At 66.9% G+C, this 13,781-nt stretch carries 13 protein-coding genes; 6 read left to right on the top strand and 7 right to left on the bottom strand.

The genetic code is table 11. The features are described from left to right. The 6 genes from ACFU4Z_RS06620 to ACFU4Z_RS06595 form a co-directional block, all read right to left on the bottom strand. On the bottom strand, positions 1-401 hold a 401-nt coding region (locus ACFU4Z_RS06620; protein WP_379060299.1), incomplete at its 3' end, for an MspA family porin. A 62-nt stretch (positions 402-463) separates the two neighbouring features. Continuing rightward, positions 464-1,138 (bottom strand): MspA family porin, encoded by a 675-nt coding sequence (locus ACFU4Z_RS06615; protein WP_379060298.1) that lies wholly within the window; start codon positions 1,136-1,138, stop codon positions 464-466. Between the two features lie 688 nt (positions 1,139-1,826). After that, positions 1,827-2,321, bottom strand: a complete 495-nt coding sequence (locus ACFU4Z_RS06610; protein WP_379060364.1) for a molybdenum cofactor biosynthesis protein B — start codon at positions 2,319-2,321, stop codon at positions 1,827-1,829. Between the two features lie 122 nt (positions 2,322-2,443). After that, positions 2,444-3,880, bottom strand: a complete 1,437-nt coding sequence (locus ACFU4Z_RS06605; RefSeq protein ID WP_379060296.1) for a S1C family serine protease — start codon at positions 3,878-3,880, stop codon at positions 2,444-2,446. A 102-nt stretch (positions 3,881-3,982) separates the two neighbouring features. Continuing rightward, entirely contained in the window at positions 3,983-5,455 is a 1,473-nt protein-coding gene (locus tag ACFU4Z_RS06600; protein ID WP_379060295.1) for an ATP-binding protein, read from the bottom strand. 11 nt (positions 5,456-5,466) lie between these two features. Then, positions 5,467-6,153 carry a response regulator transcription factor gene (locus ACFU4Z_RS06595; protein WP_379060293.1) on the bottom strand — a complete coding sequence of 229 codons (687 nt, stop codon included), beginning with the start codon at positions 6,151-6,153 and terminating at the stop codon, positions 5,467-5,469. Between the two features lie 351 nt (positions 6,154-6,504). Here ACFU4Z_RS06595 and ACFU4Z_RS06590 point away from each other — a divergent pair, with 351 nt between their 5' ends. Genes ACFU4Z_RS06590 through ACFU4Z_RS06570 form a run of 5 tightly spaced genes read left to right on the top strand, consistent with a single transcriptional unit; the run spans position 6,505 to position 11,507 of the window. Next, entirely contained in the window at positions 6,505-9,318 is a 2,814-nt protein-coding gene (locus ACFU4Z_RS06590) for an ATP-binding protein (protein ID WP_379060292.1), read from the top strand. After that, on the top strand, positions 9,315-9,722 hold the full coding sequence (locus ACFU4Z_RS06585) for a roadblock/LC7 domain-containing protein (RefSeq protein WP_379060291.1): 408 nt from the start codon (positions 9,315-9,317) through the stop codon (positions 9,720-9,722). Before ACFU4Z_RS06590 ends, ACFU4Z_RS06585 begins: the two co-directional genes overlap by 4 nt. Positions 9,723-9,729: 7 nt before the next feature. Further along, positions 9,730-10,104, top strand: a complete 375-nt coding sequence (locus ACFU4Z_RS06580; protein ID WP_379060289.1) for a DUF742 domain-containing protein — start codon at positions 9,730-9,732, stop codon at positions 10,102-10,104. Beyond that, positions 10,085-10,708: an ATP/GTP-binding protein gene (locus ACFU4Z_RS06575; RefSeq protein WP_328406324.1), complete on the top strand. Its 624-nt coding sequence runs from the start codon at positions 10,085-10,087 to the stop codon at positions 10,706-10,708. The genes ACFU4Z_RS06580 and ACFU4Z_RS06575 overlap by 20 nt, the downstream gene beginning before the upstream one ends. Continuing rightward, complete coding sequence (locus tag ACFU4Z_RS06570; protein WP_379060287.1) at positions 10,701-11,507, top strand: MHYT domain-containing protein; 807 nt, start codon at positions 10,701-10,703, stop codon at positions 11,505-11,507. The genes ACFU4Z_RS06575 and ACFU4Z_RS06570 overlap by 8 nt, the downstream gene beginning before the upstream one ends. 44 nt (positions 11,508-11,551) lie before the next feature. Here the strand turns inward: ACFU4Z_RS06570 and ACFU4Z_RS06565 are convergent, their stop codons facing one another. Continuing rightward, on the bottom strand, positions 11,552-12,364 hold the full coding sequence (locus tag ACFU4Z_RS06565; RefSeq protein ID WP_379060286.1) for a VOC family protein: 813 nt from the start codon (positions 12,362-12,364) through the stop codon (positions 11,552-11,554). 189 nt (positions 12,365-12,553) lie between these two features. On the opposite strand from ACFU4Z_RS06565, the gene ACFU4Z_RS06560 reads away from it, so the two are divergent. After that, entirely contained in the window at positions 12,554-13,600 is a 1,047-nt protein-coding gene (locus tag ACFU4Z_RS06560) for a glycoside hydrolase domain-containing protein (RefSeq protein ID WP_379060285.1), read from the top strand. Positions 13,601-13,781 lie beyond the last annotated feature (181 nt).

The raw sequence follows: 13,781 nt of genomic DNA, 5'->3' as shown, positions 1-13,781 counted from the left end.
CTGTTCGCGCCGACGCCGCCGGTGACGGTGTCGCCGCTCCAGTCGGCCGTGCCTTCGACACCACCGGAGGCGCCGCCGCCCGCGATGTTCACCTGGCAGCCGACGGTGTAGCCCGGGAAGATCGAGCCGCTGCCATCGCCGGACACCTCGACCTGGGCGCTACCGGAGACCCACGCGTTGCGGTGCACCGGGGTCGAGCCCAGGGACGGGTTGATGTTGGCAGACTCGCCGACCAGGCGGACCGTCACGACGGTGCCGTCGGACAGCGTCTTGGAGATTTCGCCGCCCGGCAGCGGAACGAAGGTATCGGCGTTCGCGGCGCCGGTGGAGAACAGGCCCATGGCGATGGTAGCCGCGGCACCGACACCGGCCACCCGCGCCACGTTCTTACGGTTGATCATGTTTTTCCCTCAGGGGTTGAGTTCGCTTCCGCGAGAAGAATGTTCGTGTAATTCGACCGATGTCAGCCGATGCTGAACGGCTGCCCGTAGAGGGTGGTCTTCGAGTAGTGGTCGCCGACGATCTCGACGACGGTGTAGGAACGCGCCTGGGCGTAGCCCGCGCAGCCCTGGATCTCGATTTCCGCATCCTGGTACTCGACCGAGTAGACGCCCGGCTTCAGGATGTCCTTCGAGTCGATCGAAACGAACTTGACTTCACCGGGGCCCAGGTTGAGGCCGATCGAACCGCCGAGGCTGCCACCGTCGAGGCTGATGCCGCCGGAGACACCGGCGGAGATCGCGTCGCTGGCGATACTGACCTGGCAACCGACGATGTAGCCGGTGGTGAGTGCCGAAACACCATGTGTCGAGGAGTTGTTGGTGCCCGGGGCGTTGGTTGCGCCGTTGTAGGGGCCGACCGTTCCTTCCGGAGTGACAGTCACGTCGGCGATGGCGTTGCCGGAAACCCAGACAACACGGCCGGCGCCGTTGGCGCTCAGCGACGGCGAAATCAGGGCGCGCTCACCCGTGCGGGTGACAGTGACGCCTGAACCGATCTTCTGGCCGTCCGGCAACGGCACGAAGGTATCGGCGTTGGCGGCACCGGTGGAAAACAGGCCCATGGCCACGGCTGCGACAGCGCCGACGCCCGCGACGCGGACACCGCGGCGCAGACCGATGGTGCGGTTCTCGCTCATACTTCCCCTCATCAGGTTCGAACAGTCAGCCTCGACCATCGAGGCTGGGTGGTGGTCCTCTCAGGCCCAGCTCAGTTTGTGCTCCATTTGTTGCCGACTTGTAACCGGCTGTTATTTCGGCGCAACACTCTAGCTGGCCAGGAACCGAGCCCAGGTTCCGCAGGTTCGCCGCATACGCGCCGAACCAGGCCCGCAAGATCCGGCAGTGGGTGGCTCCCGGCGAACACTAAACGTTCGGTAACGGCGAAGCAACGTAAGGAATCGTAAATATCAATGTGATGTAGATCACGAATGCCTGCATGCACATGTAGCTTGACGTGCATAAATAGCTGGAAAGTGTCCCGTTTTGGGCACAAACAGGGGCCATCGGCGCAGAGAGGCCGCCCGTCAAATACGGGCCAAGACCGTAAGTAATCGCCAAAATGAATTCAGCCGGAAGTAATCACAGGCCGATAAAGCCAAAAACTGACCTTTATACGTAGCTGGGCAGTAGATGAGCCTCAGCCGTGGTGGGGCGGCACCTGTTCGCGGAACCAGTCATCGGAGGGCGAACCCACCTCGGAATCATGGTCGCGTTCGTCGCGCGTGGTGTCCGGCAGCGCGTCACCGAAAATTTTGTTCAGGCGCGCGGAGTCCCTCGCCCGGCGCACCGCCGGGCGAGGGTCCTCGGAAGAATCCGGCGCCGGAATTATTCGGCCAATCCGGACAGCTCGCCGATCACTCGGCTGGCAAGCGGACCGAGAGTGGCCATGCCGTCACGGATCGCCGACCGCGTACCGGGCAGGTTCACCACCAGGGTGCTGCCCGAGATGCCCGCGAGACCACGTGAGAGACCCGCGTCGAGCGAGCCCGCCACCCGGCCGGAGGAGCGCAGCGCCTCGCTGATGCCGGGCAGTTCCCGGTCCAGCACCTGAGAGGTGGCCTCCGGCGTGACATCGCGCGGGGACATTCCGGTGCCACCGACCGAGATGGCCAGGTCGACGCCGCCGATCACCGCGGTGTTCAGCGCGTTGCGGATCTCCACCTCATCGGCCTGAACCGTCACCGACGCGTCGACGAGGAAACCCGCCTCGGTCAGCAGCTCGGTAACCAGTGGACCGAGCGAATCCACACCTCCATGCGCCGTTCGATCGTCGACGACCACCACAAGTGCGCGCCCAGCCACCGGAGTATCGATTTCCATGGTGCTCACCGTAGCGTCCGCATCCAGAAGCCGGGCGCCCACGCCCGCAAGCTCTGCGTCCATCGCGAGCAGCTCGGCGTCGACGGCGAGTCGGGGCGTCCAGCCGCCGGGCAGCACGCGCATCACCGGCCACCGCCCGCCGGCGCGCCGGAGAGGGTTACCTCGACGGTCTTGGCGTTGTTTCCCTGTTCGTCGGTGTAGGTCACCTTCACCTTGTCTCCTGGCTGATGTGAGCGGACCGCGGCGATGAGCGCGTTGCCCGAATCGATGGGCCGGTCGTCGAGCTTGGTCACGACCACGCCCGCGGGTATGCCCGCCTTGGCGGCCGGGCCGTCCGGAGTCGCCTCCAGCACGCGTGCCACGGTGTCCTGTGGCCGCAGCTTGATGCCGAGCTGCGCGTAGGTCGCGTGGCCGGTCTTGATGAGTTCGTCGGCGACCCGGCGGGCCTGATCGACCGGAATGGCGAAGCCGAGGCCGATCGAACCGCTCTGCTGGCCGGGCTGCTCGCCCGCGCCGAGGCTCGCGATGGCGGTATTGATGCCGATCAGCTTTCCGCTGCTGTCTACGAGCGCGCCGCCGGAGTTGCCCGGGTTGATCGCCGCGTCGGTCTGAATGGCGTCGATCACCGGATTGACCGAGGGATCGGGGGTGCCCTCGCCGTTGGTCGACACCGGACGATTCAGTGCGGAGACGATACCCGTGGTGACCGTGCCCGCCAGGCCGAGCGGCGACCCGATGGCGATGACCGGCTGACCGACCTGGAGGTTCGAGGAGGCGCCCAACTCGATCGGGGTGAGACCGCTCTTGTCGTTGACCTTGATGACGGCCAGATCCGACACCGGATCCGCGCCGACCAGGGTCGCGGGCGCGGTGCTTGCGTCGGAGAAGACCACTTCCATCTTGGCGTTGGTACCGCCACCGGCGGCCACGTGATTGTTGGTCAGGATCAGGCCGTCGGAGGACAGCACGACGCCGGAGCCCTCGCCCTCGGCCCTGTTGCTCGCCACCTTGATCATCACCACGCTCGGCAGCACCTTCTGCGCCACCGCCTGAGTGGAGCCCGCCGGGTTGTTGACAACGTTGTTGACATTGGGCTTGGGGGCATCGAGGGCATTGGTCACGGCGGTGTGCCCGGTGTCCGACCGAGTGACAAGCGCGCCGACCGCGCCGCCGACGCCGCCGCTGACCAGAGCGAGCACAGCCGCGCCCGCGACGAGCCCGGTCCGGATCGGCCGCCGCGCCGGTCCCGGCTGCGGTAGTGCCCCGAAGGCCGCGCCGGGCATGCCGCCGGGCGGAATCGGCGGATCGAACGATGACGCGTTGTACTCCTGACCGGATTCATACCCGGGGAAGGGCTGGGTGTGATGCGCTGCGGTCTGCTGGGGTGCCGTCTGGTGCGGTGCGGCCGGATAGTACTGCGGCTGCGCGCCGTACACGGGCGGCGGCGCATACGGCGCATACGGCTGTCCCGGAGCCGGGATCCGCTCTGTCGAATGAGAGCCGGTGTCGGCACTCGCGGCTGCCGGCTCCCCCTGCCGGTCCTTGGCATCCTCGGTCATGGTTTCTCGTTTCTCCTCACGTCTGCCGACCAGCTTGGCGGCGACGGCTTAGAGCGGACTGAGACCCCGCTATCAGTTGGCCGAGATCTTCCGACCCATCGGCTACCGATCGCGTTCTTCGGTGGCGGCGCCCGCACCGGGCGCACCACCTTCACCAGGTAATACGATACGGATCAGCGCGCCACCGCGCGGCGAGGTATCGATGGTGATCGTGCCACCGTGCTTGGTGACCACCTGCTTGACGATGGCGAGACCGAGCCCCGAACCCGGCATCGAGCGCGAGACCGTTGTTCGATAGAACCGCTCGAAGACCAGTTCGCGCTCATCGGCCGGAATGCCGGGACCGGCGTCGTCGACCGCGAGCTCGAGCAGCCCACGCCCGGCCTCGCGCATGGTGACCTTCACCTGGGCCCCTGCCGGACTCCATTTGGCGGCATTGTCGAGGACGTTGAGGATCGCCCGCTCCAGTCCCGCCTCGTGGCCGTATACGAACCACGGCCTCAGCTCGGCGACGAACTCGATCGAGCCACGCCGCCGCCTGGCCCGTTCCAGCGCGCGCTCGGCCACCTCGCCGAGATCGATGCGGTCGTAGACGGTTTCGGGTGCGTCCTCTCGCGCGAGATCGACCAGGTCGCCGACCAGGGTGGACAGCTCCTCGATCTGCCCCATCACATCCGCACGCAGCCCCGCCATGTCCTCCTCCGGAATCGCGGGTGCGCCAGGACGGCTGGAGGCGATCAGCAGTTCCATATTGGTGCGCAGCGAGGTGAGCGGGGTGCGCAATTCGTGCCCGGCGTCGGCGACGAGCCTGCGCTGCCGGTCACGCGACTCGGCGAGTGCCCGCAGCATGGTGTTGAAACTCTCGGTCAGCCGGGCGAGTTCGTCGTCACCGGTGACGGGAATCGGCGTCAGGTCGTCGGTGCGGGCCACGCGCTCGGTCGCCGCGGTCAACCGTGCGATCGGGCGCAGGCCGGTACGGCCGACCGCGGTGCCCGCCGCCGCGGCGAGCACGACGCCGCAACCGCCGACCACGAACAGCAGCCACGCCAGCCGGTCGAGCACCTCGCGGGTCGGCTGCAGCCGCTGCGAAATGATCAGCGTCGCACCGGAATGCGTCGGCATGGCGAGCACTCGCTGATTGCTCACGGTGCGCAGCGACGAGGGGAGCTCGCCGTCCGCGACGGCGAGCTCCTGACTGCCGACCGGCGGAATCGTCTGCTGTGGCGGCATGTAGGGCTTGTGGTCGGGGAAGACCAGCGCGACGCCGACATCGTTGGAATACAGTCCCGCCAGCACGATCGACTGGAAGCCGAGGCTCTCGAAATTGTTGTTGATCATCGTGGCGGCGCGGGCTTTCAGCTGCGCGTCGACATCGGCGTACAGCGCGCGCGCCACCATCGCGTAGGCCGCGATCGAGGTCACCGCGACCGCGATGGCCACCACCGAGGCCGCGAGCAGCGTCACTCGCCAGCGCAGCGAGACCGATCTGGTCAACGGCATGGGCGGGCGCATCTCCGCCGAGTCCGGCGGACCGAGCGCGGCGACAGCGGGTCGCTTGGGCATTGAGCGGGCCATGGTCCGGCGGCCTACGGAGGTGTTTCGCGCAGGACGTAGCCGACGCCGCGCACCGTGTGGATCAGTCGCGATTCGCCCTCCGCCTCGGTCTTGCGGCGCAGGTATCCGATGTACACCTCCAGCGCGTTGCCCGAGGTCGGGAAGTCGTATCCCCAGACCTCCTCGAGGATGCGACTACGGGTCAGCACCCGGCGCGGATTGGCCATCAGCATTTCCAGCAGTGAGAATTCGGTGCGGGTCAGGCTGATCGCGCGCTCGCCGCGCGATACTTCGCGCGTCACCGGATCCAGCGACAGGTCAGCGAACGTCATCGTCTCCGACATCTCGCCGGCATCGGTGTTCCGCCTACGCAACAGCGCGCGCAGCCGGGCGAGCAATTCCTCCAGCGCAAATGGCTTCGGCAAATAATCGTCGGCGCCGGCATCGAGTCCGGCAACCCGCTCCGATACCGAATCCCGCGCCGTCAAAACCAGAATCGGCAGATCGTCTCCGGTACTGCGCAAGCGTCGGCAAACTTCGAGCCCATCCATCCGCGGCATCATCACATCGAGCACGAGTGCATCGGGTCGCTGCGCGGTTGCTTTCTCCAACGCATCGACGCCGTCCACCGCGAGATCGACGGAGTAGCCGTTGAAGGTCAGCGACCGGCGCAGTGATTCACGGACGGCGCGATCGTCGTCGACTACCAGAATGCGCATGCCACCAGTTTGACCGCACCGACTGAGAGTCGACTGAGAGGGCAGCCTCCGACACGCCGCGCCAGGCTCATAGCCGGCCCGTGCGCAACACTGGTCGATGGACCAGCGCCTTTCGTGACCTTCCACAGAACTTCCCGCGCCTGGGAACTAATTGAGTCACGAATCATGTTCTGTATAGCCATATTCCGCCGAATATCAGACTGAGAGCCCCAGATTGCCGTGGCTCACTCTGCGCGGTATGTTCCCTGCGGTAAAAAGAAGACCTCTAGTTGGTTCTCAGCGGGTTGAATCAAAACCGAACAGCCACGCGCCATCCGGGGGCCACTCGTGAAGCGGAGGCAACGGAAACGGATGGAAGCTGCACCGCGGTCCTGGCAATTCAGCTTGTCCAACTGGTCTGTCACTCGCAAGGTCGGCATCGTGCTGGTGCTTCCGGTGCTGCTGGCCACCGTGTTCGCCGTACTCCGTATCAACAACGAGCTGCGCACCATGTCGCAGTTGGACGCGGCGACCGAGCAAGTCATCATCATCCGCCCGATCGGCAAGTTCGGCACGGCAACCGAACAACTCGCGATCGCGGCGACCTCCTCGTGGGGCAACATCGCCGATCCCGCGACCGACGCGGCGCTGACGAAATTCGACCAGGCGCTCGCCGACCTCGAGGCCGCGATGCGCACCTCCAAAGTCACCAACCGCGTCAGCGCCGAACTCGCCTCCGCCGTCGCCACGGGCACCACCATGCGCAACAGCCTGCGCAACGGATCACCCGCCATGGTCGGCGAGCAGGCCGATGAGATCGCGGTGCGCATCGGCAACGCCTTCGCGATGTCACCCTCGGTCGAAGACCTCATCATCCAGCGGTACTTCCTGCAGATCGGCGCGATCCAGACCTCGCGGCGCGTGCTCACCCAGCAGCGCATGCTGATCGGCTCCCCCGAGGCAGGCCACAATCCGGCGGTGCGCCCCCGGGTGCTCACCTCGGCGGGCGCCGAGATGACCATGATCAACACTTATGGCGTCATCCTCCCCGACAACGCCACCAACATGCGCCAGATGCTGGACACGGTCTCCACCCGGCTCGCGGCATTCAGTCAGAACGCGGGCGATCCGACCACCAATCCCGCGGTGCTCGATTCACTGCAAACCAGCGCCGACCTTTATGAGAAGACCACCGCCCAGCTGACCGACACGATCGATAGGGCGCTCGCCAAACGGACCACCGAGGCCCAGACCGGCGCGCTACGCGAAACCACCATCGTGATCGGCATGCTGCTCGCCGGTCTCGCGCTCGCGCTCGCCGTCGCGCGCACCCTGGTCGTCCCGGTCCGCAGGCTACGGCGCGACGCACTCGAGGTCGCGCACGTCAAGCTGCCGGAGGAACTCGCGGTGGTACGCAGCGGCGGCGCGACACCAGAGATCACGCCGGTCGCCGTGCACACCACCGACGAAGTCGGGCAGCTGGCCCGCGCCGTCGACGAAATCCACGAGCAAGCGCTGAATCTGGCAGCCGAGCAGGCCCGGCTGCGACTGCAGATCGGGAACATGTTCGAGACCCTTTCCCGTCGCAGCCAGTCGCTCGTCGAGCAGCAGCTGGCGCTGATCGAGGATCTGGAACACGACGAGGACGACGGCGAGCGGCTACAGAGCCTGTTCCGCCTCGATCACCTCGCGACCCGCATGCGCCGCAACGGCGACAATCTGCTCGTGCTCGCGGGCACGGCGCTGCGGCGCGGTCAGCTGCACCCGGTGCCGCTGTCGGACATGCTGTGGAGTGCGGTTTCTCAGGTCGAGGACTACCAGCGGGTAGAGATCGGCGCGGTGCCCGACGGCATTGTCGCGGGCGAGCCCGCGGTCGACATCGAGCACTTGCTCGCCGAGCTGATCGACAACGCGCTGCGCTACTCGCCGCCGACGACTCCGGTCGCGGTGATGGTCGCGCGCGCGGTGGACGGCGGCTACCTGATCGAGATCACCGACCGCGGCCTCGGGATGGGCCTCGACGATCTGCAGACGACCAACGACCGGCTCGCCTCCGGTGGTGAGGTCACCGTCGAAACCGCGCGCCGAATGGGTCTTTTCGTGGTCGGCAGGCTCGCCAAGCGACACACCATCACGGTCAGCCTGCGACGGACCTCGACGATGGCGCAGCAGCCCGGCATCACCGCGAGCGTGCATCTACCCGGTGCGCTCGTCGCGCCACCGATGGATCCGGAGCCGACGCAGCAGCCACTCGAACCGCCCGCGCTGCCCGCCACACCGAGCCACCCGCCGCGCACACTGGTGCCGGTGCCGAGCCTGCCGCAGCGCGAACCACCGCGTTTCACCAGTTCCGGGCTACCGCAACGCCGACCGGCCATCCGGGTGGCCGACACCGCCGACCAGCCCGCCATCGCGACGCCGACGGTCGACGACGCCGAGCCGCTGCCCGATATGTTCGCCGAACATCCGATCGAGACCCCGAGCCTCGAGCTGCCGAGGGTCGCGGCGTTCGGCCCGCCCGCCTCGGCGTCGAACAAGTCGGCGGCACAGTCTTCCGCCGATGTGGACACCCAGGCCTGGCCCGTCTTCGACACCGGCTCGTTCGAGGCCATCGCCATCGCCATCGATGATTCGACACCCGTCGCCGACATCGAACCGCAGGTGCCGCTCGGCACCGCGGGCAATACCTGGACCGAGGCCGACGCGGCGGTGACGACCGGCCCCAACCCGGTCGTCGACCGGGAACCCGCGACGGTTTCGGCAGGCGCACGACCGGCCGCGCCCGCCAAAAAGCCCGCAGGCGCACCGGAATCCGCGACGGTCACCTCGTCGCGGCTGCAGCCGGTGGCAGGCGAATCGCCGACGCCGATCTACCAGCGAATGGTCTCGGAATGGCTGGTCGAGCCCGCGACCTCACAGCAGTCGGAGGCGACCTGGTCCTCACCGGCGGTGGATGCGGGCTGGCTGGCCGCCGAGGACGCCGCCCGGCCGACCACCACCTCCCGCACCGTCGGCGGTCTGCCGATCCGGCGCCCAGGAGCGCAGTTGGTGCCCGGTGGTCTTGCGCCTGCCGAAGACGCGGCAGCTCGTGATCCGGAGGAAATCCGGAGCAACCTCACCAGGCATCTCAGTGGGGTCCGCAGTGGGCGGGCCGATGCCCAGTACAACGACGGAGGGCTTGGATGACCAACGCGAACAGCACCACCGATGAAAACCTGAACTGGCTGGTCACCCGCTTCACCAGGGATGTCCCCGGGGTATCGCACGCGGTACTCGTCTCGGCGGACGGCTTACTGCAGGCGACCAGCCCGCATCTACCCAGTGACCGGGCCGAACAGCTGGCCGCGGTCACCGCGGGCCTCGCCAGTTTGTCGGCCGGTGCCGCACACCTTTTCGACGGCGGCAAGGTGATGCAGTCGATCGTCGAGATGCAGCGCGGCTATCTGTTGGTGATGAGTGTCGGCAACGGCTCGCATCTGGCCGTGCTCGCCAACAAGTCACACGACATCGGCCGCATCGGCTATGAGATGGCCCTGCTGGTCGATCGAGTGGGCACGGTGGTCACCGCCACCGCCCGCACCGCCGTCTGAGGGTGAGATGTCCAGCCCCAACGGCCCCGGACAACACCGACCGGCCACACGCGTCAGACCGTATGCGCTGACCTCTGGGCGTACCGAGCCCGCGGTCGACCTGCCGCTTGAGGCTGTCATCGAAACCCTGTCCTACACTGCCCATCTCGACTGGCCATCGGGAGATCTCCGTACGGAGATCCTCAGGCTGGGCACCCACCGTCTCTCGGTTGCCGAGATCGCCGCGCACCTGGATCGTCCACTCGGAATGGTTCGGGTCATGGTCGGCGACCTGGTCGTCGACGGACACTTGCGGATGCATACGACACTGACCGAAGAGGCGAGTTTTGACGAGCGCCGTTCACTGATGGAGAGGACTTTGCGTGGACTCCGCGCGTTATAACAACCTCGCACCGAACGATGCCGATTCCCGCGTCGCATCGACGAAAATCGTTGTAGCGGGTGGCTTCGGAGCAGGCAAGACAACCTTTGTCGGTGCGGTGTCGGAGATCGTTCCGCTGCGCACCGAGGCGATGGTGACCCGCTTCTCCGACGGTATCGACGATCTCGCCGATACCCCGGAGAAGGAAACAACCACCGTCGCCATGGATTTCGGGCGGATCATCCTGCCGGGGAACCTGGTGCTGTACCTGTTCGGAACCCCCGGCCAGCGTCGCTTCTGGTTCATGTGGGACGACCTGATCCGTGGCGCTATCGGCGCGGTAGTACTGATCGACACCAGGCGGCTGGAGGACAGCTTCGCCGCGGTCGATTTCTTCGAGGCGCGCAAACTGCCGTTCCTCATCGCGGTCAACCGGTTCCCCGACGCGCCTCGCTTCCCGATCGCCGAACTGCGCGAAGCGCTTTCGGTGCGCGAGGGCGTGCCGATCGTGGACATCGACGCCCGCAACGCCATGGAGGTGCGCCAGGCGCTCGCCGCGGTGACCGAATACGCAATCGCCCAGCTGAAGGCCTCGGAACTGGAAGGAACCGCCTCGCATGCATGAGGTCCGGTTGTTCTCGCTCGGGAACAACGGCGCTGTGGACCAGTTCTCGATGGGGTACTGGATCGCCGCGCTCTCCTTGGGGATCTCGGTCGTGGGCGCGGTGGTCGGGGTGGCCTGCATCCTGCACGGTTCGCGGTCGATTCGCTTCCGGCTGGTGTGGCTCGCCTCGGCGGCGGTGTCGGTCGGCGGCGTCGGAATCTGGCTGGCCACCTCGGTGGTGCTGCTCGGCGTGCACGTGCCTGGCAGCGATGTGCGGTTCGACGCGGGCAGCCTCATCACCTCGATGGTCGTGGCATTCGCCGCGGTGTTCGCCGCGCTGGTGATCATCGGGCGCACCCTGCACCTGCCGCGCTTGATCGCAGGCGGCGTCGTCATGGGGCTCGGCACCGGGTTGTCGCTCTACCTCGGCATCGGTTCGATCCAGGTTCAGGGCTCGGTCGAGATTTCACCGGCGCTGGCCGCGGTATCGATGACCGTCGCCATCATCACCGCGACCGCCACGCTGTGGTCGGTACAGGCCTTCCAGTTCCCGATGGCGCGCGCGGCTACGACAGTGCTGTTCGGCATCGGCGTGGCCGGGATGTACTACGCCGGTATCGGCGCGATCGAGCTCACCATCGATCCGACGGCGAAGGCGCCGACCGGACTTCCGCTGTTCGACTTCGTCTTCCCCATGTTCGTCATCGGGTCGCTGGCCCTGACCGTGCCGATCACCGCCGTGCTCGTCGCACCCGATCGGCGCGACACCGCGGCGATCGCCGAGAACACGCGGCGGGTCAGGCTCGAAGCGGCTCGCTGAGTCGCTTCGAGCCCGACCGGGTTCGCGTGGGGATCGAACCCGCCTCAGCCCTTCGGGGCGGGCATCTCGCCGGCGACTCGACTCGGATCGATGATGCCGAACGACTCACCCTGCGGAGCCGCGAGGACCGCCGACCGCCCGACCGGCGAGTCCGACGCGGGCTGCAACACGGTGCCGCCCAGTTCGAGGGCCTTCGCGATGCCCGCGTCGACGTCGTCGAACTGGAACCACACCAGCCAGTGGTCCGGCACCGAGTCGCTCACCGTGGCCGAGTGGTCGGTGAGCCCGCCGACCCCTTCGGTCCGGCCCGGCGGGGTGAACACCACATACTCGGTGTCGCCGAGTGGGAAATCGGCGTAGGTGAAGCCGAAGACGTTGGCATAGAAGTCCTTCGCGGACGGCAGGTCGCGGGTATGCAACTCGTTCCAGACGTAGGCGCCGTGCTCGTTGTAGACCGCGGCGCCGTTGTGCTGCTTGGCTTGCCATACCGCGAAGGCCGCGCCGCTCGGGTCGGCGGCGACGAACATCCGGCCGAACTCCATCACGTCGAAGGTCGGCACCATCAACCGGCCGCCTGCGGCCACCACAGCGTCGGCGCTGGTGTCGGCGTTCACAACGGCGAAGTAGGTCGTCCAGGCCGACGGCATCCCGGGCATGGAGTCGGGCTTCGGCCCGATGCCCGCCACCGCCGCGCCGGATTTCGCCGCCATCAGATAGCCGCCGGCATCCGGGCCGCCGTCCTGGATCTCCCAACCGAACAACTGGGTGTAGAACTCACTGGCCTTCGCCGGGTCGTCGACCTGACAGTCGAGCCAGGCGGGCGTGCCGGGTTGCCAGGCCTCGTTGCGTATGGGCATTGGACATCTCCGTTTCGATGAGTTTCGTATCGACAAACGGCCGAGCAATCGCCTTCTCACAACTCCGCGGTGCACACACCATCTCGGCGACCACGCGAACCACCCACAGTCAACCAGCCCGGACCGACAGTTTTCGCGGGTTCGGCAATGCCGCCGATTTCCGTGCCCGACCGTCTTACAGTGAGAGATATGCGTTTCGGTCTGGACTATGCCGCGGGACGTCCTGGGGGTGCAGCAATCCGCGCGGCAGGGTTCGACTTCGTGGTGCGCTACCTGTCCGATGGCGGCCCAACACTGCCGGGCAAGCTGCTCACGCCCGCCGAGGCCGACGATCTGCGGGCGCACGGGGTGTCGATCGTGTCGAACTGGGAGACCACCGCCGCCCGCATGCTCGACGGCCACGGCGCCGGCATCGTGGATGCCCGCGCGGGCCTGGCGCAGGTGCTGCGCTGCGGTGGCCGCCGGGACCGGCCGATCTACTTCTCCGCCGATTTCGATTCGACGCCGCAGGATCAGCTCGCTGTCAACGCCTACCTGGATGGTGCGGCGACGGTGCTCGGCGCCGCGAATGTCGGTGTCTACGGCGGGTATTGGTCGGTCAGCAGGGCGCTGGACGCGGGCAGCGCGGCGTGGGCGTGGCAGACCGATGCCTGGTCGGGGACCAATGTGGAGACTCGCCGCAGCATCCATCAGACGCTGCGCCAGGTGGTGGTCGGCGGGGTGCTCTGCGATGTGAACGAGGCCGAAACCGAAGACTTCGGCCACTGGGATTTCCTACAGGAGGAACCGGACGTGACGCCGGAACAAGAGGCAGTGCTGCGCGACATCCAGATTCAGCTGCGCGGGCCCGGCCTCGCCGGTTGGCCACAGTTGGGCACCGACGCCGATGGCCACAGCCTGACCCTGGTGGACGGGCTGGCCTCGGCGCTGCACCGGATCGAGGACCTGGAGCGCGAATCAACTGGATTGCGAACGCAAATCGGCGAATTGCGGACCGAGATCAGCGAACTGGAGGCCACGACAGCCGATTTGGTCGATGAGGTCGAGCGGTTGAACGGGCGGCACTGGCCGTGGCCGTTGTCCCTGATCGAAGGTCCCGCGGCGCTCGTCGCGGAGCAACTGGCCCGACTGGAGTCCTTGTTGCCGGACTTGCCCGGTATGCCCGGTCATGGCGAATCGGCGCAGGACGACCAACCGGAGATGGCAAAGCCGCCACAGCTCGGGACGGTGCCGTGAATTGAATATCGCCAACGGCCGCACTGTTGCTGGATCGACTGGAGGCGCGCGAATCACAGGGGGACAAAGGGATTCGGAAGATCGAGGTCGGCCGATTCGGCCGGAAGTTTGGCGATGAGCGGGTTCTCTCGGGGGTCCAGGAGAACCCGCCCTCTCGCACGAGGGTACCGGCGTAGGAACA

The organism is Nocardia sp. NPDC057440 (assembly GCF_042802915.1).
In the GTDB taxonomy this organism is placed as follows: domain Bacteria; phylum Actinomycetota; class Actinomycetes; order Mycobacteriales; family Mycobacteriaceae; genus Nocardia.
This window is presented reverse-complemented; position numbering and strand designations above follow the sequence as displayed.

Coding starts and splice junctions, on each gene's coding strand:
- ACFU4Z_RS06615 (WP_379060298.1), bottom strand. CDS start 1,138: ATGAGCGAGAACCGCACCATCGGTCTGCGCCGCGGTGTCCGCGTCGCG.
- ACFU4Z_RS06610 (WP_379060364.1), bottom strand. CDS start 2,321: ATGGAAATCGATACTCCGGTGGCTGGGCGCGCACTTGTGGTGGTCGTC.
- ACFU4Z_RS06605 (WP_379060296.1), bottom strand. CDS start 3,880: ATGACCGAGGATGCCAAGGACCGGCAGGGGGAGCCGGCAGCCGCGAGT.
- ACFU4Z_RS06600 (WP_379060295.1), bottom strand. CDS start 5,455: ATGGCCCGCTCAATGCCCAAGCGACCCGCTGTCGCCGCGCTCGGTCCG.
- ACFU4Z_RS06595 (WP_379060293.1), bottom strand. CDS start 6,153: ATGCGCATTCTGGTAGTCGACGACGATCGCGCCGTCCGTGAATCACTG.
- ACFU4Z_RS06590 (WP_379060292.1), top strand. CDS start 6,505: ATGGAAGCTGCACCGCGGTCCTGGCAATTCAGCTTGTCCAACTGGTCT.
- ACFU4Z_RS06585 (WP_379060291.1), top strand. CDS start 9,315: ATGACCAACGCGAACAGCACCACCGATGAAAACCTGAACTGGCTGGTC.
- ACFU4Z_RS06580 (WP_379060289.1), top strand. CDS start 9,730: ATGTCCAGCCCCAACGGCCCCGGACAACACCGACCGGCCACACGCGTC.
- ACFU4Z_RS06570 (WP_379060287.1), top strand. CDS start 10,701: ATGCATGAGGTCCGGTTGTTCTCGCTCGGGAACAACGGCGCTGTGGAC.
- ACFU4Z_RS06565 (WP_379060286.1), bottom strand. CDS start 12,364: ATGCCCATACGCAACGAGGCCTGGCAACCCGGCACGCCCGCCTGGCTC.
- ACFU4Z_RS06560 (WP_379060285.1), top strand. CDS start 12,554: ATGCGTTTCGGTCTGGACTATGCCGCGGGACGTCCTGGGGGTGCAGCA.